We start from the raw sequence: 26,983 nt of genomic DNA, 5'->3' as shown, positions 1-26,983 counted from the left end.
TTCATATACAACAAATTACTCATTATTCAGGGCTACTTCACGAACTAGGGCAAGGAAGGCTTTCAAACCTGCAGATTGATTACGTCTTCCTGAATAATATAAACAAAGTCCAGACATACAAGGCATCCAATCCTCTAACACGGAAACAAGTTGACCTGACTCAATTTCAGCACGAACATCCTGTTCCATAAAGTATCCTAGGCCAATGCTCTCTAATACTGCAGCTCTTGATAAGCTTGCTTCATCAAGGGTTATCGGTCCTTGCACATCAATTTGAATAATTTCTCCATTTTTTTCAAATTTCCAGCGGAATAGTGCACCATCAGGTAGACGTACTCGAATACATTTATGTCTAAAAAGATCTGTTGGTATTTGTGGTTTCCCATAACACTCAAAATATTCAGGTGAACCAACAACCACATATTTTTGAAGTTTACCAAGGGACACCGCAATCATATCACTTGGAACAAGATGAGCGACACGAATGCCTAAATCAAAACCATCAGCAATAATGTCAACCAGTTTGCCCTCAGTGATCAAATCAATATTCATTTCTGGGTAACGTCGAAGAAATTCGATAATTACAGGAGAAATAATTTCTCTCGCTGCAAATGCAGCCGCATTGATTCTTAATGTACCTGACGGCGATTCTCTCTGCGAACGTACAATATCCAACGCGCTATGAATATCCTGAAGAGCAGGTCCGACCTGTTCTACAAAAAGCCTGCCTGCCTCTGTCAAGGAAACACTACGTGTTGTCCGATTAAACAGACGTACACCCAAATTTTCCTCTAATTTACTAATTGCATGACTTAAAGCCGTTGTCGACATCCCTAGTTCAATCGCAGCGCCACGAAAGGTTCCTCTCTTAGCGATTGCTATTACTGCTTTTAAATCATTTAAATTTGCTCGTTCCATTATCCTGATTTATTCAACTAAACATCCCATTTTATACGGATTGTTAGAACAATCGTCAAATCATAAAATTTAAAACACCAATTTAGATCATTCAAAAAGAGCGACTCATGAAAGATATACCAGAAGTGGTTAGCGCATACTTTGATGCTGATCAAGCGAACGACGTAGATGCTTTGAACCTTATTTTTTCTGACTCTGCCATTGTTGAAGACGATGGCAGTCTATACAGAGGAATTGTGGAAATTCGTACATGGTTGCTGGCAATGAAAGAAAAATACCAGTACTCAATTGAAATTATTGATGTTTCTAATACGGGTCATATCAGCACGGTTTTAACACAAGGGAGTGGCAACTTTCCAAATAGTCCTGTGAAACTTAATTTTCAGTTCACACTTGAAAATGAAAAAGTTGTTAAATTGAGGATTTATTAATGGAAGATTTTATTACTTTAAAAGGAAAACGTGCCTTAATCACGGCGGGTACAAAAGGTACTGGTGCTGCCACCGTTAAATTATTCAATGAACTTGGCGCGACAGTACTAACCACTGCTAGAACTCAACCAGATTATTTACCGAATAATGTACATTTTGTTTCCGCTGATCTCACAACTCGAGAAGGTTGTGAGGCTGTCGTCCAAGCAGCACAAGAGTTATTAGGTGGCGTAGATATCATTGTACACATGCTTGGTGGCTCATCTGCACCAGCAGGTGGATTCACAGCATTGACCGATGAAGAGTGGTACAAAGAGCTTCACCTAAATCTGATGCCTGCAATACGTATTGATCGTCAATTAATTCCCGATATGATTCAGCAAGGTCAAGGTGTTGTAATCCACGTTACATCAATACAACGCTCAATTCCTTTACCAGAAGCTACGACAGCTTATGCTGCTGCAAAAGCAGCACTGGTGACTTATAGTAAAAGCCTGTCAAAAGAAATATCCCCCAAAGGTATTCGAGTTGTTCAGGTCTCACCAGGATGGATTGAAACAGAGGCGTCTATTGCTCTGGCAGAGCGGCTGGCTTTACAAGCTGGCACAGATTACGAAGGTGGTAAAAAGATAGTTATGGATTCAATCGGAGGAATTCCTATTGGACGACCAGCTAAACCAGATGAAATAGCAAATCTGATTGCATTTTTGGCATCATCCCGTGCATCTGCAATTACAGGTACTGAATATGTGATTGATGGTGGAACGATTCCTACAATTTAATAGTAATGTTGAATCACGCCATATTATATTTTTTCTTCACTTGAGCAGTTTAGAATTACAGGTAAAAAAAAGCCCTTGTCATTAACAAGGGCTTTTTAAAAATCTGGCGGAAGCGGTGTCCGTATAACAAGTGTCTCATACCGTCCAAACCAATATCATAAAAATATATTTTTCAACAACTTAATATAATAACAATCTAACCACGTCTTGTCTAATCTATTCATTTCTAGTATTTTAAGAGGGGTAATTTGTGGGGTAAATAAAAGATCATGCCAAAGAAAGCTAAAGAACTATCTGCTCTCAGTGTAGCAAAAATCAAAGAGACTGGTCGCCATTCTGTAGGGGGTGTTGATGGCCTTTGCTTAAATGTCGAAGGCAATTCACGTGTCTGGATTTTACGTGCAGTAGTTGGTAAACGTCTTGATAAGGATGGTAAGCAAAAACCGCATCGCCGTGATATTGGTCTTGGTCCCTACCCTGAAGTTTCTTTAGCTGAAGCTCGTGCCAAAGCAACTGAACTAAGATTGCAAATACGAAGTGGTATTGACCCAATTGCTCATAAGCAGGAACAACTCAAAAAGCTCCATATCCAGCAGTTAAAGAATAAAACTTTCCGTGAATGTGCCAAAGTTGTGATTGCCAATAAAACGCGTGAACTTAAAAATGAAAAACATATTGGGCAATGGTCATCAACATTAGAATCCTACATTTACCCTACGCTCGGTGATCTCACTATTAGCAGCATTACCAAAGTTGATATTGCTGAAGCTCTTAAGCCTATCTGGATTGAGAAAAATGAAACAGCCAGACGTATTCGTGGTCGTCTAGAAACCATTTTTGATTATGCCAAGGCTATAGGATATTTTGAGGGTGATAACCCTGCTGAATGGAAAGGTAATCTTGAACCTATTTTAGGCAACTTAAAACAGGAATCACGCCCTCACCCATCCTTACCTTATGAACAAGTGGCTGAGTTTGTCCAGCACCTTCGACAGAAAGATGGCATTTCTCCAAAAGCTTTAGAATTTGCAATTTTAACGGCATGTCGTTCTGGTGAAGTCTTTGGTGCCACATGGCAGGAAATTGATTTTGAATCTAAAGTTTGGATCATTCCGAAAGAGCGAATGAAAGCAGAAAAGGAACACCGTGTGCCTTTATCTCCCGAAGCCCTCTCATTGCTTGAATCCATTAAACTGTATACCCAGCCTCAGGATTTTATCTTCCCTGCACCTCGTGGAGGTGGCATGCTTTCTGATATGTCACTAACAGCTTTGATTAAAAGAATGCATGAACAAAAACTTAAAGAAAGTGGCTTAGGCTATATTGACCCGAAGCAAAATCGAGTGATCACAACACATGGTTTCCGTTCAACTTTCCGTGATTGGTCAGCCGATAAAACAGATTATCCTCGTGAAGTCTGTGAACATGTATTAGCTCACAAATTACCAGATGAAGTAGAGGCTGCTTATTTACGTGGAGCTTACCTAGAAAAACGTAAGGGATTAATGAATGATTGGGCCGAATTCTGTAGTACACACTTTAACTAGAGAGCATAAAACGAATGCTTCTGCCTTAGATGGCAGAAGCATCGTAATTATCGATTGATGTGGAACATAACTCTTAGAGGGTGTAGCTGTTTAGGATCATTAGCAGTATGTAGCAAATTCTTGTCTTTGCTTTGTGTATTGATCAATCATTACTCTGATCTACCACCTCATCACAAAACTTTATAACCCTTTGTACAATCTCTGGAATGATACGATCAATGACTTCATTCTTAAACTTGTGTTGAGAGTGTGGTCTAGCAATTACAATTTCTCGAAGTTCGCTTATGGTAAGAACAGAACTAGGAAAGTGGATCATCGAACGCTTTCCGCTTAACTCCAACACTTCCCGCCCAAAATTTAATGCCATATCGACACAATCAACACACATCGGAGCAGGGTTGGAATCGAAATTCATATCTTTAGTGGAAAATAGAGAAGCTGTTTTGACCTCAAATATCCATGAGTTTTTCTTTGAAGGCCTCACACAATCATATTTATCTCTAAAACAACAAGGACAGAACCACTCACCTTCATATCTGTTCCAATACTTCCCTCGTGTAGCGACAAGATGGGCAAGCTCATTGTTTGAAGGCTTCTTTTTAACTATAGGGTTATCTTTTAACCGCCATGAACTATTCGCACCTTTAAATGGTACTGGATTATAAAGCAGCCTCTCCGGTTCATATCTATCAAATTGGTGTAATCCATGACGTTCAAAATGCCATTTAGCAAGTCGTTCAATTTGCCTAGCAGTTCTTTCTGATGGTTGATACCAATCTTGATTTTCAGCCGCAATTTTTGCAAATCTTTCAGCAAATTCCATTCTCATTTCAAAAATGGGTTTAGTCCTTTCCCACACTTGTTGTGCAAGTAGCGGGTCAATTTCATGTTCTTGATTTGGTGTGGGTTTGACGAACTCTGCGATCTCACGTGGCGAGAAAGAAAAATACTTGTGTGCTTTTACTATCTTTTTGGCATCTGCATCTGCTTTATTACAATCGAAGCAAACAACCGTATTGTCATAAGCAGATAAAGAGAATGCAGCCTTGATAGCAAATTTTTCGGAAAGCTCATCAGCTACAATATGATCTTGTTGAATCGAATACTTTTCAAAAAGCCCTTTAACCACATCTTTCATGTGGTCATGATGTTCATGTAATTGGCAGGTTAGATAATTATTTTTATTTAACCTTACTATTTCTGCCTTAGTTCTTTTACAACACGGGCAAGACCAGTTCACAGGGGTCATTACCCACCAACGGTTCATGTGTGGACCGCTGGCATTGAATGACTTAACCAACGCAAGTGTCGAGCAAGTATGTTCCGAATCTATGCCATCCAAGTCTCTCTCAGCTAAAGATGACTTAAGTTCTTCAAATGTTGTAGGTTCTGTCATTGGTCACCTGATGAAGGATGTTTGGTGTCCATTGGGATACTCAAAAGAACTCTTTCAGGGCTATGTAAATGTGCCATTAGGTTGTTATATTCATTCAATTCAAGTGCCATATCTTCACTACCCAAACTATACTTTGGATCAACACCACAATGAGCTTCATACAAATAAAGCTCGGGCATTAAGTCTAGAGTCAGAAAAAGCCTTACACAATTTTCTCTAATAGCAAATTGTGAATTACTAGCCAGAGGAGATGCTAGATGCCTATTAAAGTTTAAATATACATCACATACTTGCTTGGCTTAATTCTCATCACACTATGGCAGCCATAGCTTCTGCTGGAGCTGAACACTTTGACTTAATAAATTCAAACATCGGGCGGAATATCTCGAAGGCACTAACATCTAGTGTTGGAACCAATTCTTTTGCAAATCTCACCTTATCTCCCGTAAATAATATTCTCTGTCCTCCACAGGAAGTGGGCTCCGTTTTAAACCAATCTGCTACATTCACCGCCTCGTAGAAAAGGTGCTCAATTGATATATGTGAATCGCTACCTCGTCCCCATGGAGTATTATCAGGCTTCAGAACCTGAGGCTTAAGGGACACACTATTTGGAATGGGTAATAACATAGCGTAATGATGTGCATACTTAAGCCGCTTAGACAGACCAAGGAATGGGTCAATGCACTCATCTTCTAATTTTTTAAGACCATTCCAATCATCGTATGCTTCGTCAAAATCAAACAAAGCAAACATTGTTCGACCAGGATGGTTGTTTTTTAACTCATCACGAGAAAATAAATTACGGAGAAATATACGATCAAAGGCATTTTGAATCTCAAATGGACACAACTCTTTTGGAAACAACTTCATCCAAGCAATCTCAATAATTAATTCATCCGTAATCCCTTCGGTAAACAGTACCGCTCCACTTGTACTATTCAGCACATGAGATATGTTTAATCTTGCTTCATTCTCAGTAAAAGTTATCATTCCCGCAGAAAGTGTCTTGATAATTTCTGATCTCTTTCTTTTGGTAACTTTAACTTGCCTTTCATCAAGCTCAAAAAGATTTATCATATCCTCAGTCATTGATGTGACGGTTGAAGCACTGTGGCTACTCATTAGAACATGACTACTTTTTACGGCATCTTCGGTAATTTCGAAAATCTGCTTTAGGAATTCAAACTGCCATTCTGGATGCAGAAACGAATCTGGTTCATCCAGCAATGTGATGCAATTTCTATCTTTAAACAGCTCAATAATGGAATAGATATATACCGACTGGAACTGACCATCACTAAAGTGGGAAACAGAAGCATCAAAGCCATTTTCGAGCTGCAAAGGAATAGTAATTTCTGCAAGCATCCCTAGAGTCTTCAGATTATCTAACTGACGAAACAATTCCTGAGGACTTAAGTCCGAGAATTCTTGCTGGATTTTATCGATACCAAGGTAAAGTATGTAGGAGTCATTAGATGCAAAATACCCCTCAGACCTTACATGGTTTCCTGAGGCTGTATTGATGCAGCAATGTAATCTATCAAGAAATGATTTGGTAATACCTATCGATCTCCAATAACGATCTGATTCATCATTCAGCTCAATATCAAAACGAGCATCTACCGCATACTCAGGCCGCTCTAGAACCAATCGTACTTCTGATCCAATATGGGCAATACCTAACTTCTGGCAAATAAATTGTCGTGCTTTGCAGGTATCTTGCTGCATTAACAATACTGACAGCAGTAACTCTTTATATTCCGGCCCAATACCGATAAAAAAACGACTTTCATCAAACTCTGCACGCTTTATTCTCTGACTAAAACTCGCTTCATATTGCGCTACCAATCTAGCAACAGTGTTATTATGCCCTGAGTAATAAATCAGTACATTATCTGGCACTTTAGTTTTACCAAAGGTTCTACGGTTGTGTCCGTTGATAACTAAACTACGTTCTTTCGGGCGTTCACGAAGTGTAGGATTATAAATTTCACCCCAACTCCATTCTATAGAAATTTCTGTATCATCAATTTCATACACAAAACGATAGCTAAACCCAAGATCTGCTTTAACCCTATCATATTCAACAATATGACGGAATATCTCAATCAGTGCTTCAAACAGATTCGACTTACCCGTACCATTTTTACCAACAAATACATCAATGAAACTATTACCATCGAAACAAATTGAGAAGTCTCGAAGATTTTTGTATTGCGTAATATAGAGTTCTTTTAGGCGCATACAATTTCCTTATACCTGAGCAACTATAGAACCCAGAAGTTCAGACTGCTTAGAATTTAAAGTCTCTATTTTTTCCTCAACAGCATAACAAAGTTGGAGAAGCCTCTTAATATTATTAACTATTCTCAGTTGCTCCTCGATAGGAGGTAATGGTATGGGAAGGCCTGTCAATGCCTTTTGATTAATCTTGGGCATGGTTCCAGATGTTCCCGATGCACGTGAACGTAAAAAGTTTCTAGAAGGCTCGGAACTCATAACGTAATAAATATATTCCGTGTTAATGTGGGGAGAAACTCGAAGCTTCATCATTAAATCTGGATAAATAAAAACTCGAGGCTCCCCTTTATATATGGCAGGCACTCCCACGTACTCGATAGTATTTCCACGTTGAACGAGGATATCTCCATCATTAAGCCAGAGATGTGAATCACTAGGAATGTCTTCATCAATAAATTTGGAGTGCTCACCAATGAAAACTCCAGAAGTTGTTGCACTTAACGTTAAGGAGCGAACGCTAGTTTCATAGTCAACTGCTTTTGGTGAAAATCCATTCTTAGGACCAAAAACAAGTATTTGCCCTAAGGACGTCCATCGCCAATGTTTAGGTATTTCAAATCCTATCGCTTTTGCCAGTTCTCTATTTTCATGCGATACTTTTAACTTCAATTGAATTCGCTCTTCGTGAACTTTTTCTAACAATGAATCAACAGACGAATCACTATCCTGACTGTCTGAAAGATGTCCTGTAATTGCAAGCTTCAGAATGACTTTACGCAACTCTGTGACATTTTTCCTATCAGTATAAAGGTCGGCAAAATGATCCTGTAAAAACGAAAGACCAACATTTCCAGCGCCCTCAAACAGTTGATTAATTGCTATTTTATGCAAAAAAATACGTTTTTCTTCTCGTTCTATACAGAGTTTTTCCAACTCATTGCAACGCATCATGAGATTGTCAATACAAGAAACTATACGGCACTGCTCTTTTAATGGGGGTATAGGAATAGGCAGCTCCAAAAATTTGGCGATAGACACCCCACCGATAATACCAGTCATAGACTCACTGAAGAGTCTTCTAAAAATGGGGGATAGGTACAGATACAGAATAAATTTTGACGGAATTCCCCCCAAGGGCTCGTTAGCAAATAACTTGTTACCAAAGCAGATATCTTGTTCTGTGATTCCACACTTTTTGCCTGCACTACCACCTTCCGCACAAATCAAAACAGCACCTTGTGGGGCTACTTTAAATTTCTTCTCTGATTTTGGGATATAAATTCCGTTTTTATAATTGAGTGCATCAAGCCCGTAACCAACATCTTTAGTAGCAATATAAGCCAGACCGTCCACTCCTGTGTATTTAGATTCTTTCTCATTCGCATTAATGCTGTTGCCATTGAAGATAATCCCAATGTTACCGAGACGAGTCCATATCCAATTTTTTGGTACGATATAGGGTACCTGAGCGTGATCAACCTCTAGTAGAGACTTTGGCTTCTTGATCCTCCCAACCTTCAAAAGATGCTGCTTTTCGACTTCAATTTCCTTTAATAACTCACTTGCAGATGAATCATTAGGCTCTTGCTCAACCAGTTTCCCTTGCATAGCTAAATTCAAAATTAATTCGCGAAGTTTAGTAATACCATCTGGTGTGGCAAAAGCAGAATCAAAGTGCCGCTCTAGCAAGTCATGCACAGCTTGATTCATACTTTTGCTCCTAAGCACGCTATTAGCTCTTCTTTTAATGCTTTTTGCGCAGCCTCCAATTGTCGCATAATCACTTGATAGTCATTCATCAAATCCTCTAAATCTTGAGGTGCCTCTTCTACTTTGTACGGGTTTTTGAAATCTAGATTGTAATTACGTTCCGCTAATTTTTCTGCTGACACTTTCCATGCATACTCTGTAACTTTACGGCCCTTACGTGCGGCGCCCCCCCACCATGCTTTTTCTAAGTCAAACTCACCAATGGTTAAAGGCTTAGAACGTGAATAAGATTTGTAGCCTTCTGGGTAAGGATGCTCAAAAAACCATACGTCTTTAGTTGGGCCACCTTTCTCAAAAAATAGAATATTCGTAGCGATACTGGTATAAGGAGCAAAAACTCCTTTTGGTAGACGAACAATAGTATGCAGCTTAAATTCTTCCAGTAACTCTCGTTTTAAGGTAACCTTTACTCCTTCACCAAACAAGAATCCGTCAGGCAAAACTACAGCAGCTCTCCCAGTATCATGCTTTAATAAATGCATAATGAGAGCCATAAATAAATCGGCAGTTTCACGAGTTTGATATTTTTTTAAGAAGTTTGACTCAATCCCATCTTCCTCCATACCACCAAACGGAGGATTGGTAATTATTATGTCTACTCGATCTTTCGGGGTATAACTCTGTAGCTGTCTTGCTAATGTATTGTCGTGGCGGATATTGGTAGGCACATCAATACCATGTAGCATGACATTAGTTAACGCTAACATATGCGGCAGGGGTTTTTTCTCAACACCGTGAATCGTTTCTTGCAGAAGCTGTCTATCTTCATTCTTTTTGATTTGCTGATTCAAATGCTCGATAGCGCATGTAAGGAACCCTGCGGTGCCACAAGCTGGATCAAGGATACTTTCACCCAACTTCGGGTCAATCATATCCACAATAAACTGGGTGACCGCACGTGGAGTGTAGTACTCACCAGCATTACCTGCTGACTGTAAATCGGCCAGAATTTTTTCGTAAATATCGTTAAACAAATGGCGGTCGCCAGATTTATTGAAATCCACATCTTCTTCAATAGTATTTATTACTTGGCGCAACAAAGTGCCCGACTTCATATAGTTGTAAGCATCCTCAAAGACTGACCCCACTACTTTGCCATGTGGTGATACTCCTGCTGCCGTAGCTAATTTCTTTAATGCAGGAAAAAGGTCATTATTAACGAAGTCAATCAGCTCCTCACCAGTGATGCCCTCAGCATCCTTCGCCCAAGAAGACCATCGGAAACGGCTAGGTAATGGCGATTTATAGTTAGGCACAGTAACTTGCCATTCCTGCTCTTTATCATCAAAAATCTTCAGGAAAATCAGCCAAACCATTTGGCTTATGCGCTGGGCATCACCATCGACACCTACGTCTTTGCGCATGATATCCTGAATGGATTTGATAAGGGTAGTTAATGACATAGTATTGCTATCTCCAATAGTTTTTTATCAGGCACTACTTTTTTCGGTGTTATATAACGCCTGTTCAAGTTCGTTTACAGCCTGCTGGTATTGCTTCAAGCCACCAAAAGTGTGAATAATTTCTAATGGTGTGCCAAATCTGGTGAAAGGAGCTATAGTCAGAACCTGCGTTTCTTCAATCTGAGTAACGCCTTCATCTGCATATTTATCGAGAAGCGCTTCCATCACTTTGCGGGCCTGCTCGCCGTATTGCGTAAAGTAATTACGTTTTTTTACTTGCTCAGCACGCTCTCTACGTGTGAGCGGAGGCATATCCCAAGCGATGTGACAGACTAAATCAAAGGGGTCGAACGTTTTTCCTGACTTTCCCCCCACCTCGTCGGCCAAAGCTTCAAAGAACACACCATGTTCAGCCAGCTCTTCGATAATGGCTTGTTTTTTTTCGGCACAACTCCAGCGTCGAAGAAAATCATCTAGTGTAGCGAATTCTTTAGTTATAGCTTTACGAGTGTAGTCTTTTAAAGATTCTGTGATCAGTTTACCGTTGGCATCGAAATACTGCACACGCTCTGCTGTGACTTTTACCGATACATTAGCCACGACATAACGACGCACGACGCCATCCTCGTATTGATTGGATTCATTAATATAACCACCGTTGTGGTCGCTATCGGTCATAGAGTATTCCAAGTCTATATCTCCCACGTCCCCCACACCTTCATCTAGTGAAAAGTCTGGCGAAATAGGTGAACCGGAACCAGAAAGCTCAGACACCTGAATTGGATCACCGTCGAAATCTGGGTCAGCAAAGAGTTCAGTTGCCTTTTTGAAGTCAATGATGGTGAAGTAGTACTTATCGTAATCTTCATTAATGCGAGTACCGCGCCCGATAATCTGCTTAAACTCTGTAATTGACTGGATACGCTGGTCGAGTACAATTAGCTTACAGGTTTGAGCGTCTACACCCGTGGTCATCAACTTAGAAGTGGTAGCTATGACTGGATATTTGCTCTCTGGGAAAATAAAGTTGTCCAGCTCTGCTTTACCTTCTTCGTTGTCACCAGTGATACGCATGATGTACTTACTGTTTTGCGCAACTAAATCGGCATTTTCGTTGACCAATGCTTGACGCATACGGGCGGCATGATCAATGTTTTCGCAAAAGACAATTGTTTTATCAAAACGGTTGGTTTGCTTTAGAAACTCGGTTATTTTTTTCGCGACCAAGTCCGTGCGTTGCTCTAACACCAGAGTTTTATCAAAATCCTTCTGATTATAAATACGGTCTTCAATTTCATTTCCGTGTTTATCAATCATGCCTTTATCGGGCCGCCAACCAATCAAATCTCTATCTAGGTCGATGCGAACTACTTTGTAAGGTGCTAGAAAACCATCATCAATACCTTGGCGCAGACTATAGGTATAAATCGGCTCACTAAAGTAATCGATATTCGAAACTTCTTTAGTTTCCTTTGGTGTTGCTGTAAGACCTATCTGCGTAGCAGAAGAAAAGTACTCAAGAATATCTCTCCAAGCTGAATCTGCTGCTGCACTACCACGATGGCACTCGTCAATGACAATAAGATCAAAGAAGTCTGAGCTAAATTGTTTGTAGATATTTTTCTCTTCTTCATTACCACTGACGGCCTGATAGAGAGATAAATAGATTTCATAGGATTTATTGACCTGCCGCTTTTGAATCTTAGTCATAGCGGAACCAAATGGTTTGAAGTCGTTGTTCATAGTCTGATCGACCAATATATTTCGGTCTGCCAGGAAAAGAATGCGCTTCTTGGCTTTAGCTCTCCATAACCGCCAGATAATTTGGAAGGCAGTAAAGGTTTTACCCGTACCAGTCGCCATGACTAACAGAATACGGTTTTGCCCTTTGACTATGGCTTCGATGGTTTTATTTATAGCCAGAAGTTGATAATAACGTGGTATCTTATTGCTGCCATCGCTGAAATAATCCTGAGTTACTAGTTCATTTTGCTTCTGACTCAGACCTTTGTGTTCTGCCCAACAATGCCATAATGTTTCAGCCGAAGGAAATTCGTGCAGAGCAAGCTCTCGCTCAATCACACCATCTTGAGATATTTTGTTATGGAACAGAAAGCCATCACCATTAGAACTAAAAACGAATGGAACTTGAAGCATCTCGGCATAGTCTAAGCCTTGCTGAATACCATCGCCCAAGCCGTGGTTGTTATCTTTAGCTTCGATAACTGCGATAGGGATGTTGGGTTTATAAAAAAGAACATAGTCAGCGCGTTTGAGCTTAGCACGGGTATGCAACTTACCACGGACGACAATCCGGCCTTTGGTTATCGGGAATTCTTCACGGATTTGCGTAGCAATATCCCAACCAGACTGTTCGAGCGCAGGCGTAATGAACTTAGTACAGATGTCTCGCTCCGAGAGTTGTTTTTTACTCATATTGCTTACCCATGTATTACCGCTTTTACACGCCGAATTGTTATATTAGCTCAGTCTGCAAACCTGCCACCTTAAGGCGCTGAGTCAAATTGCGCATTTTGCTAAATTCTGTACCAAAGCTGCTTCGCAAACCCACCCCTTCACAAAACTCTTTGGCAGTGATGTTCTTAAGCTCATCAGCATATTTGATCATTTGCAAATGAAGTTCAGCGGTATATTGATTGCGCGGGGCATCCGCCAAAACTTGCTTAATACGCTTGTAAATCTCATTTTCGTTCATTCTTTAGCCTGCAAGACTATGCCACTAGATAATTTAGCTAATTTATATAAAAGCCGAGATGAGCACAAATCCTTTTCCTATATTTATTTAATTTTGTGCATAAAAAAACCACATCCGGAGATGTGTTTTTTTATGCATTTATGGGGTAATTGGCGTTAGGCAATCATCGCTAAAGCCTGTTCCAGCCCACGTTGCTTAATAGCTGCACCTGCACCAAACCATGCAGAATCAAGTCGGTGATCAATACTCATGGCACGACGTTCGTGGTCAATAAATTCTGTCATCGAACAAAGTAATCCATAGGCAGTATCTTTAGCTGAAGAGAGGCTTGCTCCACGCCCCTGTCCATTAAACATTTCCATAGCTTTACTCATGGATTTAGCATTCGGTTCAGGTTTTTCTTTGCTATTGGCTTGGGCTTGAGTAGCAACTTCACGATAAAACTGAATGATGTTGTCATCCTGTTCGGTAATGCTCATCGTTGTGTTATTGAATACCGCATCGAAGTAAGCAGCAGCTTCACTCTGAGTCACTTTACGCTGACTGAGTTGCTTCATTTCATACATGTGTTCATCCCATGCACGCACTGAAATACCAAGTTGTTGCTTGATCTTTTCGGCATCAAACTTGGTACTGTGTGGAACTTTCACGACTCCTGCATTAGAGTTCTGCCCTTTCAAAGCAATCGCCAAAGTGTTGTTGCATACCACACGTATAGATGTAAATTGTGCCGTGGTTGCAAGTGTGCCATCACATGCCGTTGCCAACAAAATATAGCCATTACTCACATCCTTACCTTTCAGTGCTGCCGATTGCCCTGTTCTTGCCAATGCCCAAAATTTACGTCCACCTTTCAGTACACCCGCCGTTTCAAGTTCAAAACCTGATTGCTCTGTCAAATCTTTGTAGAAATGTAGGATTTCCATCGGCTGGACTTCCTGAAAACGTTGGCTGACCACCGATAACGGAGCATGGGTATCTGAGCGATATAAAACCCGTTGTTCCTCGAACGGCATAATAATGCTTTGTCCACGTTCATTCTGTGCCATATAGCTGACATTAGATGATTCAATACGCCAGTCCATGCCTGCCTGTTGTGCCCATACTTCTATCGGCTGATTTGGACTGAGTGGATTGCCTAATCCATGCCACGGGGTATCGCCAACAAATGCCATTGTTTCTACTAAATGTGCCATAAAGTAACCTCTCTATTCACGATAACTAAAATGTAAAAATTGAATTGCTGCATAAAAAAAGGCCTGCGGGGAGCAGGCCAAAACGGGAAGTTTTCTGAAAATGGATTCAATCAGAATGAGTTCATTTAGATGGTATATATCTGAAAGTTTTTTAAATTATTTTTTAGACACACGATGCAACTTTACCGCGCAGTAAATTGACGAGATCATTTTCAGAGATTATGATGACGCTGCTGGCCTACATTGCCAGCCGGCTTTGACAGGCTGATCCGAAAAACACTAAGAGATTATTCTCTTAGTGTGTATCCCTGCGTGCCCCCCTCTGCGGTGGAACGAGAGGGGGACGCGTACGCGCGTGCTGGGATTTTTCGGCCAGTCTGTCAACCCTCTTTCGTTCTGCCACCATTAATCATTAAATCATGTCTGGTAGAACTTCTTATCTATATAGGAGTGGTTACCATGACTAATTTCAATTCCTGTTTTAAGAAATCTTTCCTTCCTTTTGCTGATCTATTCAATGGCAAACCGTTGCGCTCCTGTCTCTTGAAAGGTAAGCCACTCGGCTAATAACAAAACTTTTATACACCAACATAGTCAACTTTTATTCTGCTTATGCTTCACGAAGTAGGGATAAATACGCCCTATGAAAATGTTCCATATGCATTGCAGGCTTTAGGGTTTCAACATTGTGCCCCTTACCAGTCTTCTTGTTTTTTGGCCCCTTCCAGAGCTTAGACAGGAAATAAAAGCTGTTTGGTGTTGTGACATGAAGTGATGGTTAAACCAATCAAGGTGAACACACCTTCACTTCTATATCAATTTCTCAAATACCTAAAACAAGGACATAACAATGAAAGGTAGAATTCTTGATTTTTCAATCCAGACCAATACTGGGATCATTACAGGCGAAGATCACAAACGCTATAGCTTTGTAGGCAGTGAGTGGAAAGAAACTCAAGCACCTGTCCGTGGCTATGAAGTTGATTTTGAAATCAATGCTGAGGGACAAGCAACAGGGGTTTATCTTGAAATAGCAGCCAACCCAACTCCTGCGACAATGAATAAACCAGCTCAAAGTAACTCTTCATACACCTCTCCTGCTACCCACGAAAGTTCACATAAAACCACAGGAGCTTTTAGTAAATGGGAACAAGGTGAAGACAACTATCAACAAGCCATATTTACCTGCTTTAAAAAATTTGCAGATTTTAAAGGCCGTGCAAGACGACGTGAGTTCTGGTATTTCGAACTATTCTGTGTGCTATTAAGCCTACTTTTAAGCTTCATGAATGAAGACTTAGCCACACTCGCCATGCTGATTACATTGATTCCGAATATTGCGGTCAATGTAAGACGGCTACATGACATTGATCGTTCAGGTTGGTGGATGTTGATTGCTCTCGTACCAATTGTAGGCGTTCTACTACTGCTATTTTGGGCTGCCCAAGAAGGTAATCCATCAGCAAATCAATATGGCGAATCACCCAAAGCATAAGTAATCAAGCTATTCCATGACACATCAATAACAACCATCACTTCTGCATTTAATGGAAGTACACGTTTTAGGAAACACTATGAATAATAAAATCATTCTTACTTTGCTCGTAAGTTGTTTAATGCAAGCCTGCACCAAAAATGAATCAACAGACAAGGCCGCTTCAAATACTGCTCAAACTGAAACAGCTAAAGCCAATACAACTGATTCACAACAGTTCATTGAACAAGGCAAAAATGACATTGCCACCTATGGCAAAGAAACTTTACAGTACCTACTTGATCAAAAATCTCCTGATAGTTATACAGCCTTTACGGTGGATAATGTTAGATTCCTGCGCCAGCAATCTCCTGATCTTTTTCTTTACACATGGAACATTCGATTCTTAGACAATCAGTCAGATGATGTTTATGGCTGTGACAACCAGCAACTTTCATGGAACAAGAAAACCAAAGATATTGAATCTACGTTAAATGACGAGTGCTTTAACATCATTGAGCGTGGCAATCATTCTCAAAACCAAAATGAGACAGCTTCCAACGTACCAGAAACCTCACCCGTAAAAGTTGTAGTGGAAGAAAACCCCTACCACTCTTTCATGTCAATCATTAAAGTTCAATCACTGGTAGATGATGTCTCTGTTTCAAATGTCACGGTCAACCGTGGTAATTGCCCTTTATACCAAAAAATAACTACGCCAAGACGACTAGGCTTCGGGCAAACAATGTCCGTAGATACGAACAATTGTGGTCGAGCAAAGATTATTGAAATAGTCGTTTCTACAGATCAAGGAGACTGGAAGTTCGGCTCATAAACTAAACATCATGGGAGGTATAACCTCCCTAGTGTTAATATGCTGCTTTAACCGCTTTCAAGCACTATAAAAATTAGCATCAAGATTGGGTCTAAGGCATTTTAGAATGTCAAAAAGCTCTAAACTTACCCAAAAGCGCTTTATGATTACTCACCTCTTCATGATGCCACTTTAGACTCCACTTCCAATCATTTTGTCTCAAGATACAATCACTACATTGATTACAATGCTGCTGCTTAAATCCCTGCAAGAAATCATGCTCACTATCTTGATCATAAGCTTCGGTTAATGACCACCCACCTCTAGCATAATGATGCTTCAAACACACCAGAGTAATCATTCCTAAAGAGTGCATTCCTAACTGTTGAGCAATCATGCCCGCAGGGTTGTAATGTACAAATAAGTTTTCACAATTCTTCATTACATCAGTTGGATCATAGTTTTGAAGCCCTATTTTTACAAACTGCCCTGCTTTATTTTTCGAATCATCAGGGTCCATCCCTAAGCTCTTAGCTAGATTTTTGAAGAAGGCTTTTTGTTCTTCAGGACTTGAGTCATAAAAAGTCTGCTCTGTATATAATTCTTCAACATGCTCTTCGATTTTATTCAACATCTCTTTCGCATCTGGAAAGAGCTTAAGCACAAGTGCTCTCATTGAAGTCAATTTAGTTGGATCTTTACGAATCTCACTAATATATAAAAAATAAAGCTTTCCTAACTTATGGTAATCAGCACATAAAGATACATAAGCTATAATAGTCTCCATACTTTGAGAGTGCCACTCCTCAAGAAACTCTATAGAATGTTTTGAACCACGCGCAGAATGAACTGTTTTAAATAAATAAAGTAATTGAGCTAGCTCAACAAACAACATGGCAAGTACATCAAATTGACTTTGGCCTATTAACTTATTACAAAGCATAATTAGCTTTTGAAACTCTTTACATACATCGATATATAATTGATGTATCTGTCCATCCATTATCATATATTCAATACTACGGCTATCAAAGTTCGCATTTGAAAAATGTAAAGCATGGAGTTGCTCCAGCTTGATTCTAAATAGCTCTATACGCAACTTACCTATCGCAGTAGTTCCATATATCTTATTACGTACCTCTCTTGCTATTCGAACTAGCATCTCCTTAATTATAAGACGCTCTTTGACTTGTTCATGCTTAATTTCTGTATATGGAGCAGACTCAAACGCTTCAGCATAATAAGATAGAGCCACAAATCTATCTTTCGGAGGAACTATTGGTGACTGAACTATCTGGCTAGCTTGCTCATAAATTGCTATAAAATCTCTCTGCAAAAGAAGTCTATCAAGTTTTACATGATGAGCTTTAAAAAATGCATCACCAATGTCATGAATACACTTATCAATTTCATCAGGTCTGACAACTAAATAGTTCGAAACAGCTTTCTTAATTCCTCTGATGGACAGATAATCCCAACATTGCTTGACTGCTGCGATTAGCTTTAGAAATGAATCATTATTTTTTCGAATGAGCTCATTTTGTATAGGCAGATGTACACTTTTGTTCTCATCATTCGTACTTTCTATCTGCTCTCGAATTTTTTCACTGTCGGTAATAGATACCCAGAACACCCTTTCCAAAGTAACATCAACAACTACCAATACTACTGGTATATTGAACGACAAATAGTATTTAAGTCTTTCAACTTTAATGCTGTGAGACACAAGTTGCCCATCATTGATATATGAGCAATTCTCCTCTCCTTTTACTTGGATTTTAAAAACGTTGTCTTCACCAAGAGCCTTCCCCAACGTATCTTTTATTTCAACCTCATAGTCAATACCATGGTCATCTTGATCTTCTTGGCTGCGAGCGATCCAATGTGCGGGTAATTTATATTCAAAAATACGCCCCGCTTCTTTTCCAATTTCACCAGCGTTCATTTCACAGCCTCATATCTTTAGCTAAAACAGTATAACAACTGAATGCCTTCCGATTGACCATTTTATTTATTTCAAATCCATCTTTTAAACTAGTTCCCTCCTACTAGACTGGTAAAGTTTTACCAGTCAGTAATGAACTTATAGAAACATAGTCGTTGAACTTTTTAATAAAAATTATGCCCACAGCCCTGACACTGGAAATGAGATTGCACTGACGGGGTTGAAGCAGAACCAAATATTGAACCTAACAAACCACCGACTACGGCTCCAGCTAATCCACCCACCAAAGGTGAAATAGGCAAGCTCTTGGATAATGCTGCACCCATCGTGGCAAACGAAGCTGACGATGCCAAACTTTGATTACCTGTCTGTGAACCGCTATTTTGCACTACACGGATGACATGTTCTGAATGGCAGTTTGGACAAGTAATGTTCATAATATATACCTCTGAAATAGAAAAGACTTACCAATGGTGATAAGCCAATAAAGAGAAGATGTTTCTCATCTAGATGGTACATATCTGTATATGATTCTAATTAACGCTGTGACATCCCAAAGGTACGCATCCTCCTAGAGGTCTTCACACGGAGATATTGTTCTTTCTCAGGCCGTGCTAAATAAGATAGCGTTGAACGCATTCTTCGCACCTGATAATCAACCTCGCTATAGATAATGCCAATCCCTAAAGTACCTTGATCCTCATATTGCTTTAAGTACCTACGATCATGGCAATTAAAGTAACATCCTTCATCATCTGTAATATCTTCCCATAACTCCCCCACAGCCTTAGCAATCTTCCATGCACTCGTGCGCTTACGCTCATTAAAGATCAATGCAATATGGCAATGGTAGCCTTTCTTTTCTCCCTGCTCTAATGCCCATACCAACAGCAATACATCCTTTCCATATTCAGATCGCTTGATCTTTCTTCTAAGTATTTCTAAATCATTATCCACCTGTTCAATATCTGGACTAACCACATAGGCTAAATCCACCCGTACCACCAGCACAGCAGAATAGCTTTTCAATATTTCTTCAAGGCGCTTATCAAGCTTGGCAGCATTTAATGTTTCGTTATAACGATGTTGACGTAATTCATTCAGGTGATCGGCTCTAGCTTGATTGAAATAAGCTTGCCAGTCTTTAAAGGTTGTTCGTTTCAAGCGTTTGCAAAATGATAATGAAGTTTCATATTGCAGATCGTAGTCATGGAGCAAACAACAAAAGAGATCGATTAAACATATATAGCTAAAGTCAGGGTTATAGATTTGATCAAAGTCTAAGAGAAGGTCTGTGAAGGTTTCATAAAATGATCTTGGCTGTCTTGTAGCATTAAGACTGGTTTGGATAAAACTTTCAATTTCGATCAGTAATGATGCTTCGTTGATTTCATTTTGGTTTAGGCTTACGTTCATGTTCACTTAGCTGTAGTTGTTTAGGACTACATGAAGTGGCTATGGTGTTATTAATTACCTAAAGGCTTTAAGATCATGATGAAGTGACTTGGTTATTTAATAAGGTTAGGTTAATAGGTTTTAAGTAGATAGATAATAGGGTTATGGATATAGGTTATGATTTATAGATTGGATATTGAATATGTTGGTATGTATTAGTATTAACTAGAATGTATTGGTGGTATTAACTAAGTCATTACACCTAATCCATACCTCATATAGGCAATATGATTTTCCCGATCTGATCGATATGTTCATATATCGATATATGATGTAGTGGTAGTTTTTCTTCTATGATGAATTGCCTAGTTCATGTCAAGTTATCCGATGCCAAAATATACGTTGCATAAATATGAGAGGCGAAGCAAGCTTATTAAATATTGCTTGAAGAGCATAAAAATTAAGGGAGCCTAAGCTCCCATATCTTCAGCGATTATTCAACTTACTCTCAATCCACTGATGGACTTCTAAAGCAGACCAACCAACCCGACCAGTTGTTAAATGTACAGGCTTTGGAAACGTAGGGTCATAACAGCTCAATTTAGAGTTTATAAGTTTGTAAATAGTGGCTCGGCTAATACCTGTAAAGAACACAACTTGCTTTAAACTGATAATTTGATGCATGGTAAAAGTTTCACCAACAAATGTATTCATTCTGAACTCTCCTCAATGATTAGACTGAGCTGATTTCGCTCGAATAATCAGGGAGTTCTGTAAATTAATATCAAGGTTCAACTTTTAGGTATAGGGGCAGACTTAGTTTTTCTTTTAATCACAACTCCTGATTTCTTAGGTGGTAGTACATAAACTTGAGTAGCTGGGACAGTATCTAAAGCTGTTTGATCCTCAACCAGAATATGCTGTTTACTATCAGAAACATCTTCTCCTTCAACAAGATTCTCCACTTCAACCTTGATCCGATTTTGAACTGCTTCCTCTTTAGGTTTTGTTTGTTTGGGTTTATCTGAAACTACATGGCCTTTCAAAAACTGATCCATACTTTTACCACTATGGCCGTTGTCAGACGAAGCCAGATTTTTTAGCACGTCAAATTTCCACCTACACAACAAACCATGTGCTGAATAGAAAGCAGCAAGTTCAGATTTGAAAGATCGTAATGTTTTACTGTCGTGATGCTTGATGTGTATCAAATCTGCCGATCTAGGCAATGATGTAATCATATCCCTTTGACTAACTCTGAGATTCTCATCTTTAAACACTTTAAGATATAATTGTTGTACTGTTGATGCTTTTTTTCTTTCATCGATCTTCAAATCTTTTACTGTTGATGCCTTTTGTCTTTCATCGATCTTCAAATCTTTTATGGAAAGGTACTTCTGCCAGTATTCAATTACTTTTGCTCTAGTTTCCTTAATGTATTCTTTATTTTTTTGTTCATCATAATCGGATAAGGCTTCGGCACTAAAAATCAATGTAATATCTGCATTCAACACTTTGTCTATAAATATGCGTGTACCAATATAAGCAACTAGACTGTCGCCACTTATTTTTCTGGTACGCTTCAGATTTTTTAAAAAGTCCGTGAGCAACGCATTAAATGCAGTAATGTTGTCCTCTGTGGTAAATGCTTTATTCGATTGATAAGAAAACACCAACCGAAAAGCAAACACATCTTGCATGATTGCTTTATTTAAATAGTCCTTTGCTTTAGCTTGATTGCGTTTAACACTGATGGCTTCCTGTTTTTCAACATCAAATAAGGATGGTTCTCCTTCTAAATCACCAACACGATAGCGTTCTACATCTTTATAACGCTCGAGGCTAGACTGAAGGCTAGCTACCCCAGATAGATTTTTCTGAAAGTTCCATGGATTCTCAATGAACAGGTGTAGAAACTCTCTTACCCGCCATCCAACAAAAGCTAGGTCTGCTATTTGTTCTTTTAAGCTAAGACCAAGTTGCTTTAACTGCTGTCCAATATGCAAATACTGCTTTGCTTGCTGTGATAAACATTTCAAGGGCGATTTTTCAATCTGACTTTGTGGCAAGTATTCTTCAATCAATGCCTGAACTGGATTGTGCTGGATCAACCGCATGAAATGCTCAATAGACACTAATAACTGAACAAAGTTCTCTTTCTCTCTCCACTCTATAGGCATCTTCTTTTTATATTGTGAATAAAGTAATGCTAACAACTTTAAGTCGTCCTTGGCCTGCTTCGGCAAATTATTGTTTTTCCAAATATGCTTACTTTCAGCACTGAAGTCCAAATCAATAAAATCATCAATCCCTTTAATGTCCGTTTTGGTCTGATGTCGCCGATGACTGTTACTCTGATTATTAATAGAAGGTCTTTCATTTACGTTAAGTAAAACAGAATTTTCACGATGCCAATCCACATAAAGACTATCAGCTAACTGTTCTAGATTAGGTTTAAGGACAGAATCAACACGATACAAGTAGCTAAGTACCCAGTATCCAAATGCCTGCCTTTCTGACTTAGAACGTGCCTTAATGACATCTTTGTATCTAGGATCCAATGAATGAAACAAACATCCCAAATCTTGTACACCAACTTTCAATGGCTGAGTATTCCAATAAGAATGACCAGCCATCTGTAATTCTAACTCTTGTTGAATACTAGCTCGCACCCTTCCTGTATCCAAAGGATCATGGCCTTTAAACAATAGTACCCACTGCAAAACAAGGCTTGAATTGATTCCCATCTCAATACGGGAATACTCAGCAAGCAACCCATACCGTTCTACCAATAGGTAAAAACAGCCTAGTAATTCGATTCGCTTCCTATCCAAAGCAAACCTCTTTTCCCTAATTGTAGCGTCTTGTGGCGTCAAGGTAATCTCAAAACACATCACACGTAAAGACTTATGTCTTGCTAGAAACTCGTTAAATTGTCTTAGCCCTTCATCAAATTGCTTATAAACATCCTGAGTTAACCCTTCAGTAAGAGGTGCTACTGCTACGGGATCAGTCTTTTTAATATTTCCTGATTCAGCAAATTCTTGTTGTTGGTTTACTTCATCTAACTCAGACTGATTTTCTACCACAGGCTCTACAGTTGAAGTTGTAGGCTCAGTCTGCCCTACATGTACTCTACCCAAATACGTCTCGAAGAAATTAAAAATAGCTTCATGATGAAATGTTTCAATTTGCCACCCTTCTCCCTTTTTCCAAAAAAGAGAATCAGGATACCTATTAAGGTACGCAATATAGGCTTGTACATTCTTACTAAAAAAGTGCGTTTGCTGCGCATATTTAATTAGGCCACGCTCAACACGCAACTCTTCATAGAACTTTATGATCTGATTTAATCTTTGTTGATCACCATGTTCTAGCGCAATCAAAAATTCATCCCGTGTAGGATAGGCTCTGTTGTAAATCAAACCAAGCTGACGTTCCAGATTTTCCAATAGACATATTGTTTCGTAAAAGATGCCCTCATAAATCTCATTGCCACAATCTTTATAGCTTGCCCATCTGTGGTCATGTCTTTTTTTCAAGAGACGGAAAATATCTTCGTTGCTAATCAAATTCACACCTGAATCGTAACTCACAGGTTGATTATCAGCGTGTTTTGGCCTGTCAGTATGCACATCACCCACCTATTCATTCAATACAACTAACTCATCTGTAAAATAAAACATGCTAGTCATTAAAAAGTACATGCATAAACACCTACTATAATAGTAAAAGCAATGTATTTAAACGCGATTAGCCCCAAACTCATTCAAAATAAGGATTAAAATTCCAATAAATTTGCAAATCAAATCCAATATATGAAAGCTATTATTCCAATTATCGAATTGTGGTTTCACGGAAATAAATTTTAATAACAGGCCTGCTGCACTAACACAGCTCCTAGCAAGTATGAGATGCAACAATGCCCTTTATAGATGGTGTAAGAATTGCTCAGGATAAACAGAAAATGAAAGTGTGGCTCAATGAAGTGACTTCTTAAAAGCTCTTAAGCACCAGAAGAATTTAGATCTGCGATATAAATTTTATCCAAATATGGATTTAAAGGTACTATCCAACCTACTTAAGAAAAAAGCATTACGAAGAGAGCTTGAGGTAGGGGTAAGAGTTTAAGACCGCACTCTGAAGAGCATACTCATTTCTATATCAGTCTAATAACGTATCAACAAGGATTAATGCATCTACATTTTGATGTGGGGTATTTTGAGGGGTAAAAGCATAGATAAAAAATAAGCCCTTGTAAAAACAAGGGCTTTTTAAGAATTTTGGCGGAAGCGGTGAGATTCGAACTCACGGAGGACTCACACCCTCGTCGGTTTTCAAGACCGGTGCATTAAACCGCTCTGCCACGCTTCCAACGAGCGCTATAATATAAATAAAAATTGAAGTTGGCAAATCTTTTATTTAATTTTTAATTCAACCGCTCAAAATAAACACAAATCCATTTAAATTTCTGAGTTTTCCGTCTTTTCATAGCGAATTGTATTGATATACCACAGCTTTTTTCCCGATGGCGTGTGTACTTCAATCTCATCATCAACTTCTTTGCCGAGCAATGCGCGAGCCATAGGTGACTCAATCGAGATATGTTGAGGATGATGATCATAAATTTCATCGATTCCCACAATACGTAAAGTTTTTTGCTCCCCTTCTTCATTTTCAATCTCAACCCAAGCGCCAAAGTAAACCTTGCCGTCTTGCTCAGGTGAATAATCAACGATTTTTAATTCTTCTAAGCGTTTTCCTAAATAGCGTACGCGTCGATCAATTTTTCTGAGGAGCTGCTTGTTGTATTGATAATCCGCATTTTCACTGCGGTCCCCTAAGCTTGCAGCCCAGTTTACTTTTTTGGTAATTTCCGGTCGTTCTTCATGCCAAAGTTGTTTTAATTCAGCAACTAATTTGTCATGCCCTGACCGAGTGATTAAGTTAGATTTCATGATAAAAAACCACTGTTCAACAACATATCGCTTACAAGATGTAGCATTTTATACCCTATTTTCTCACATCAGAAGTGTATAAATTTTCTTCCTTAAGAAATTCATGTGGTTATGATGATATATCGAAGTTTTAATTGTACAAAATTTGACATTACTTTTTTTCAATATTATGATGCGCGCAGTTTAAATGTTGAGCATTTTTTAACCCATTCGAAAACTATGTAGATTTTCTACACAGTTTGTTTTTTTCATTTCATGTCATTTTGAATGACGTCATGACTGCCCACCCCTTATTGAATTTATCAACTTTTAGAAGTTATGGCAGCTTTTTGTCTGACTTTTAGGGCATAAATTATCTGTAGCGGAGACAACATGCACAGTAATTCAAGTTCTGGGTCGAGGCTTTGCCTTAACTCTTTATTTTCTTCTCTCCCGTTAAAAGCACTTGCACTCAGTACTATGCTTTTTCCATTTCATAGTCTTAATGCAGGGAAAACCCTACAGTACAATACTGTAGTTAATACAAACACTTTAACTGTTGTTGCGGTAGAAAGCCCGACAACCGTTTTCAAAGAAGATCAGTTTCTACATGGTTTTGGTTACGACTTAGCACGTAATTATGCGCAAAATCTAAATGTAAAGCTGGACTTTAAAATCGTGGCAGACAATGCCACTGCACTTAGATGGGTTCAGCAAGGTAAAGCAAACTTTGCGATGACTACAGCTGGTTTAAGCACAATCGAAAACAAAGGTTTGATGTCTTTTTCTGCAACTTGTGGTGACACAGCGAATTTGCAAAAAAATGGCTTAAATCCTGAGTTAAGTTGGGTATTTAAACAGGCTGATGACCCACTCACTCAGACCGCCAGTGGCTTTGTATGCCAAAGTAAGCAAAATGGTGTGACACAACAGCTTGCCTCTTTTTATAACCGCAATGTGGTGAAACCAGAAGCATGGTCAACCATTCAACGTGACTTAAGTACACGTTTACCGATCTACAAAGCAAGCTTTAAGCAAAGTGCCGCGAAGTATGATCTAGATTGGCATTTACTTGCCGCAATTGGTTATCAAGAGTCATATTTAAAGCCAGAATCTGTTTCTCCCACAGGTGTTCGCGGCTTAATGATGTTAACCAATAGCACTGCTCGAGCAATGGGTGTAAGCAATCGTAGCGATCCTGCTCAGAGTATTCAGGGCGGCGCGAAGTATTACGATTTGATGCTAACTGAATTTGATAATATTCCGTTCCCTGATCGGAACTGGTATGCGCTTGTGGCCTATAACATGGGACCGGGTGCGGTAAGTCAGATTCAGAAGCGCTTGCAATCTCAAGGGAAAGATCCGAATAAATGGGTTAATCTCTATGACTATTTGCAAAGCAATAAAGCGCGAAATGGTCGATATAAGCAAGCAGTTCAATATGTCACTCGTATCCGTGCTTATCTTGAACATATCAAAACGGCACAAACACGAATCAATATCTAATTTTTATTTTTAAAAGTTGATAAATTCATGGTTTGTATCAATAAAAAGCTTACCTCTTCGGGTAAGCTTTTTATATGAATTCTTTTAGGATTAAGCAGTATGCTCTAATACTTTCTTAAACAAATCTTTTTGTTCTTGGCTTGGCTTAGCTGTTTGTAAAGCCATTAATTGAGACATATCGCCCTGAACTTTAATTTTACCAGTCATGAATGCCTGCATAGCAGCAGCCATATCAAACTCTAAGAATACTTTACGTAAAGTTTCAGCATCCATATTTAAAGTTGTTTTGGCATTTGAAGACAAACCTTTTTGGATTTTACCCCCATCTAACGCTAATTCGGTATTTCCAGAAGCATCTGTAACTACTAAATTAATTGCCAAATTCGCAAGAGCGGGTGGCAAATTAAGATCACCTGCTTCAGCAGTTAATTTTTCGACAGTCGCAAACCAATCTTCAGTTAAAAATGCAGGCATGATTCTTCCTCAAATTTATTTGTTCAATTTCTCTG

Annotated in this window: 22 protein-coding genes and 1 tRNA gene; 7 read left to right on the top strand and 16 right to left on the bottom strand. The window is 39.1% G+C overall.

What is annotated here, in order from left to right; translation table 11 throughout:
* Positions 1 to 15 precede the first annotated feature (15 nt).
* A complete protein-coding gene (locus ACXM0J_RS03805; protein WP_086265510.1) occupies positions 16 to 918 on the bottom strand; it encodes a LysR family transcriptional regulator in 903 nt (300 codons plus the stop codon).
* 107 nt (positions 919 to 1,025) lie between these two features.
* On the opposite strand from ACXM0J_RS03805, the gene ACXM0J_RS03800 reads away from it, so the two are divergent.
* The 3 genes from ACXM0J_RS03800 to ACXM0J_RS03790 all read left to right on the top strand — a co-directional run bounded on the left by ACXM0J_RS03800 (position 1,026) and on the right by ACXM0J_RS03790 (position 3,678).
* Positions 1,026 to 1,349, top strand: a complete 324-nt coding sequence (locus ACXM0J_RS03800; RefSeq protein WP_086265511.1) for a nuclear transport factor 2 family protein — start codon at positions 1,026 to 1,028, stop codon at positions 1,347 to 1,349.
* Entirely contained in the window at positions 1,349 to 2,131 is a 783-nt protein-coding gene (locus ACXM0J_RS03795; RefSeq protein WP_479750269.1) for an SDR family oxidoreductase, read from the top strand. The genes ACXM0J_RS03800 and ACXM0J_RS03795 overlap by 1 nt, the downstream gene beginning before the upstream one ends.
* Positions 2,132 to 2,400: 269 nt before the next feature.
* Entirely contained in the window at positions 2,401 to 3,678 is a 1,278-nt protein-coding gene (locus tag ACXM0J_RS03790; RefSeq protein WP_086265513.1) for a tyrosine-type recombinase/integrase, read from the top strand.
* 142 nt (positions 3,679 to 3,820) lie between these two features.
* On the opposite strand, the gene ACXM0J_RS03785 is transcribed toward ACXM0J_RS03790, so the two are convergent.
* Positions 3,821 to 4,945 carry a hypothetical protein gene (locus tag ACXM0J_RS03785; protein ID WP_235823125.1) on the bottom strand — a complete coding sequence of 375 codons (1,125 nt, stop codon included), beginning with the start codon at positions 4,943 to 4,945 and terminating at the stop codon, positions 3,821 to 3,823.
* Positions 4,946 to 4,961: 16 nt separating this feature from the next.
* On the opposite strand from ACXM0J_RS03785, the gene ACXM0J_RS03780 reads away from it, so the two are divergent.
* Positions 4,962 to 5,294, top strand: coding sequence for a hypothetical protein (locus tag ACXM0J_RS03780; RefSeq protein ID WP_171265341.1), 333 nt, complete (start codon positions 4,962 to 4,964; stop codon positions 5,292 to 5,294).
* A gap of 89 nt (positions 5,295 to 5,383) precedes the next feature.
* Here ACXM0J_RS03780 and ACXM0J_RS03775 read toward each other — a convergent pair whose 3' ends face one another.
* From ACXM0J_RS03775 to ACXM0J_RS03750, 6 genes are all read right to left on the bottom strand, one after another.
* Positions 5,384 to 7,321: an AAA family ATPase gene (locus ACXM0J_RS03775; protein ID WP_086265515.1), complete on the bottom strand. Its 1,938-nt coding sequence runs from the start codon at positions 7,319 to 7,321 to the stop codon at positions 5,384 to 5,386.
* A 9-nt stretch (positions 7,322 to 7,330) separates the two neighbouring features.
* Positions 7,331 to 9,028, bottom strand: a complete 1,698-nt coding sequence (locus ACXM0J_RS03770; RefSeq protein ID WP_086265516.1) for a restriction endonuclease subunit S — start codon at positions 9,026 to 9,028, stop codon at positions 7,331 to 7,333.
* Positions 9,025 to 10,491 (bottom strand): type I restriction-modification system subunit M, encoded by a 1,467-nt coding sequence (locus tag ACXM0J_RS03765; protein ID WP_086265517.1) that lies wholly within the window; start codon positions 10,489 to 10,491, stop codon positions 9,025 to 9,027. The genes ACXM0J_RS03770 and ACXM0J_RS03765 overlap by 4 nt, the downstream gene beginning before the upstream one ends.
* A 27-nt stretch (positions 10,492 to 10,518) precedes the next feature.
* Positions 10,519 to 12,927: an EcoAI/FtnUII family type I restriction enzme subunit R gene (hsdR, locus tag ACXM0J_RS03760; protein ID WP_086265518.1), complete on the bottom strand. Its 2,409-nt coding sequence runs from the start codon at positions 12,925 to 12,927 to the stop codon at positions 10,519 to 10,521.
* Between the two features lie 40 nt (positions 12,928 to 12,967).
* On the bottom strand, positions 12,968 to 13,207 hold the full coding sequence (locus tag ACXM0J_RS03755) for an HTH-like domain-containing protein (RefSeq protein ID WP_086265519.1): 240 nt from the start codon (positions 13,205 to 13,207) through the stop codon (positions 12,968 to 12,970).
* 155 nt (positions 13,208 to 13,362) lie between these two features.
* Positions 13,363 to 14,403, bottom strand: a complete 1,041-nt coding sequence (locus tag ACXM0J_RS03750; RefSeq protein WP_479750265.1) for a DUF932 domain-containing protein — start codon at positions 14,401 to 14,403, stop codon at positions 13,363 to 13,365.
* A gap of 850 nt (positions 14,404 to 15,253) precedes the next feature.
* On the opposite strand from ACXM0J_RS03750, the gene ACXM0J_RS03745 reads away from it, so the two are divergent.
* Both ACXM0J_RS03745 and ACXM0J_RS03740 read left to right on the top strand, forming a co-directional pair.
* The gene (locus tag ACXM0J_RS03745; RefSeq protein ID WP_086265521.1) at positions 15,254 to 15,898 is read left to right on the top strand and encodes a DUF805 domain-containing protein; all 645 of its coding nucleotides are present in this window, start codon (positions 15,254 to 15,256) and stop codon (positions 15,896 to 15,898) included.
* 79 nt (positions 15,899 to 15,977) lie between these two features.
* A complete protein-coding gene (locus tag ACXM0J_RS03740; protein ID WP_086265522.1) occupies positions 15,978 to 16,712 on the top strand; it encodes a hypothetical protein in 735 nt (244 codons plus the stop codon).
* 109 nt (positions 16,713 to 16,821) lie between these two features.
* Here ACXM0J_RS03740 and ACXM0J_RS03735 read toward each other — a convergent pair whose 3' ends face one another.
* The 7 genes from ACXM0J_RS03735 to greB form a co-directional block, all read right to left on the bottom strand.
* Positions 16,822 to 18,636: a DUF4365 domain-containing protein gene (locus ACXM0J_RS03735; protein WP_086265523.1), complete on the bottom strand. Its 1,815-nt coding sequence runs from the start codon at positions 18,634 to 18,636 to the stop codon at positions 16,822 to 16,824.
* A gap of 164 nt (positions 18,637 to 18,800) precedes the next feature.
* Entirely contained in the window at positions 18,801 to 19,073 is a 273-nt protein-coding gene (locus ACXM0J_RS03730; RefSeq protein WP_086265524.1) for a hypothetical protein, read from the bottom strand.
* A 100-nt stretch (positions 19,074 to 19,173) separates the two neighbouring features.
* The gene (locus ACXM0J_RS03725) at positions 19,174 to 20,052 is read right to left on the bottom strand and encodes a YagK/YfjJ domain-containing protein (RefSeq protein ID WP_479750263.1); all 879 of its coding nucleotides are present in this window, start codon (positions 20,050 to 20,052) and stop codon (positions 19,174 to 19,176) included.
* Positions 20,053 to 20,517: 465 nt separating this feature from the next.
* Entirely contained in the window at positions 20,518 to 20,745 is a 228-nt protein-coding gene (locus ACXM0J_RS03720; protein WP_086264495.1) for a helix-turn-helix transcriptional regulator, read from the bottom strand.
* A gap of 77 nt (positions 20,746 to 20,822) precedes the next feature.
* Positions 20,823 to 23,675 (bottom strand): hypothetical protein, encoded by a 2,853-nt coding sequence (locus ACXM0J_RS03715; protein ID WP_086264494.1) that lies wholly within the window; start codon positions 23,673 to 23,675, stop codon positions 20,823 to 20,825.
* A gap of 640 nt (positions 23,676 to 24,315) precedes the next feature.
* Positions 24,316 to 24,405, bottom strand: a tRNA-Ser gene (locus ACXM0J_RS03710).
* Positions 24,406 to 24,494: 89 nt separating this feature from the next.
* Positions 24,495 to 24,989 carry a transcription elongation factor GreB gene (gene greB / locus ACXM0J_RS03705; protein WP_002118865.1) on the bottom strand — a complete coding sequence of 165 codons (495 nt, stop codon included), beginning with the start codon at positions 24,987 to 24,989 and terminating at the stop codon, positions 24,495 to 24,497.
* A 372-nt stretch (positions 24,990 to 25,361) separates the two neighbouring features.
* On the opposite strand from greB, the gene ACXM0J_RS03700 reads away from it, so the two are divergent.
* Entirely contained in the window at positions 25,362 to 26,474 is a 1,113-nt protein-coding gene (locus ACXM0J_RS03700) for an MltF family protein (RefSeq protein WP_086264492.1), read from the top strand.
* Positions 26,475 to 26,564: 90 nt separating this feature from the next.
* On the opposite strand, the gene ACXM0J_RS03695 is transcribed toward ACXM0J_RS03700, so the two are convergent.
* Positions 26,565 to 26,948 carry an SCP2 sterol-binding domain-containing protein gene (locus ACXM0J_RS03695; protein WP_002118641.1) on the bottom strand — a complete coding sequence of 128 codons (384 nt, stop codon included), beginning with the start codon at positions 26,946 to 26,948 and terminating at the stop codon, positions 26,565 to 26,567.
* Positions 26,949 to 26,983 lie beyond the last annotated feature (35 nt).

It is taken from the genome of Acinetobacter sp. GRABPA_MV_2 (assembly GCF_056725885.1).
The sequence above is the reverse complement of the archived record's forward strand: the minus strand, read 5'-3'. Positions and strand labels throughout refer to the sequence as shown.

Bases quoted from the DNA above. Each gene is read 5' to 3' on its own strand.
- ACXM0J_RS03805 (WP_086265510.1), bottom strand. From the start codon at position 918: ATGGAACGAGCAAATTTAAATGATTTAAAAGCAGTAATAGCAATCGCT.
- ACXM0J_RS03800 (WP_086265511.1), top strand. From the start codon at position 1,026: ATGAAAGATATACCAGAAGTGGTTAGCGCATACTTTGATGCTGATCAA.
- ACXM0J_RS03795 (WP_479750269.1), top strand. From the start codon at position 1,349: ATGGAAGATTTTATTACTTTAAAAGGAAAACGTGCCTTAATCACGGCG.
- ACXM0J_RS03790 (WP_086265513.1), top strand. From the start codon at position 2,401: ATGCCAAAGAAAGCTAAAGAACTATCTGCTCTCAGTGTAGCAAAAATC.
- ACXM0J_RS03785 (WP_235823125.1), bottom strand. From the start codon at position 4,945: ATGAACCGTTGGTGGGTAATGACCCCTGTGAACTGGTCTTGCCCGTGT.
- ACXM0J_RS03775 (WP_086265515.1), bottom strand. From the start codon at position 7,321: ATGCGCCTAAAAGAACTCTATATTACGCAATACAAAAATCTTCGAGAC.
- ACXM0J_RS03770 (WP_086265516.1), bottom strand. From the start codon at position 9,028: ATGAATCAAGCTGTGCATGACTTGCTAGAGCGGCACTTTGATTCTGCT.
- ACXM0J_RS03765 (WP_086265517.1), bottom strand. From the start codon at position 10,491: ATGTCATTAACTACCCTTATCAAATCCATTCAGGATATCATGCGCAAA.
- hsdR (WP_086265518.1), bottom strand. From the start codon at position 12,927: ATGAGTAAAAAACAACTCTCGGAGCGAGACATCTGTACTAAGTTCATT.
- ACXM0J_RS03755 (WP_086265519.1), bottom strand. From the start codon at position 13,207: ATGAACGAAAATGAGATTTACAAGCGTATTAAGCAAGTTTTGGCGGAT.
- ACXM0J_RS03750 (WP_479750265.1), bottom strand. From the start codon at position 14,403: ATGGCACATTTAGTAGAAACAATGGCATTTGTTGGCGATACCCCGTGG.
- ACXM0J_RS03745 (WP_086265521.1), top strand. From the start codon at position 15,254: ATGAAAGGTAGAATTCTTGATTTTTCAATCCAGACCAATACTGGGATC.
- ACXM0J_RS03740 (WP_086265522.1), top strand. From the start codon at position 15,978: ATGAATAATAAAATCATTCTTACTTTGCTCGTAAGTTGTTTAATGCAA.
- ACXM0J_RS03735 (WP_086265523.1), bottom strand. From the start codon at position 18,636: ATGAACGCTGGTGAAATTGGAAAAGAAGCGGGGCGTATTTTTGAATAT.
- ACXM0J_RS03730 (WP_086265524.1), bottom strand. From the start codon at position 19,073: ATGAACATTACTTGTCCAAACTGCCATTCAGAACATGTCATCCGTGTA.
- ACXM0J_RS03725 (WP_479750263.1), bottom strand. From the start codon at position 20,052: ATGAACGTAAGCCTAAACCAAAATGAAATCAACGAAGCATCATTACTG.
- ACXM0J_RS03720 (WP_086264495.1), bottom strand. From the start codon at position 20,745: ATGAATACATTTGTTGGTGAAACTTTTACCATGCATCAAATTATCAGT.
- greB (WP_002118865.1), bottom strand. From the start codon at position 24,989: ATGAAATCTAACTTAATCACTCGGTCAGGGCATGACAAATTAGTTGCT.
- ACXM0J_RS03700 (WP_086264492.1), top strand. From the start codon at position 25,362: ATGCACAGTAATTCAAGTTCTGGGTCGAGGCTTTGCCTTAACTCTTTA.
- ACXM0J_RS03695 (WP_002118641.1), bottom strand. From the start codon at position 26,948: ATGCCTGCATTTTTAACTGAAGATTGGTTTGCGACTGTCGAAAAATTA.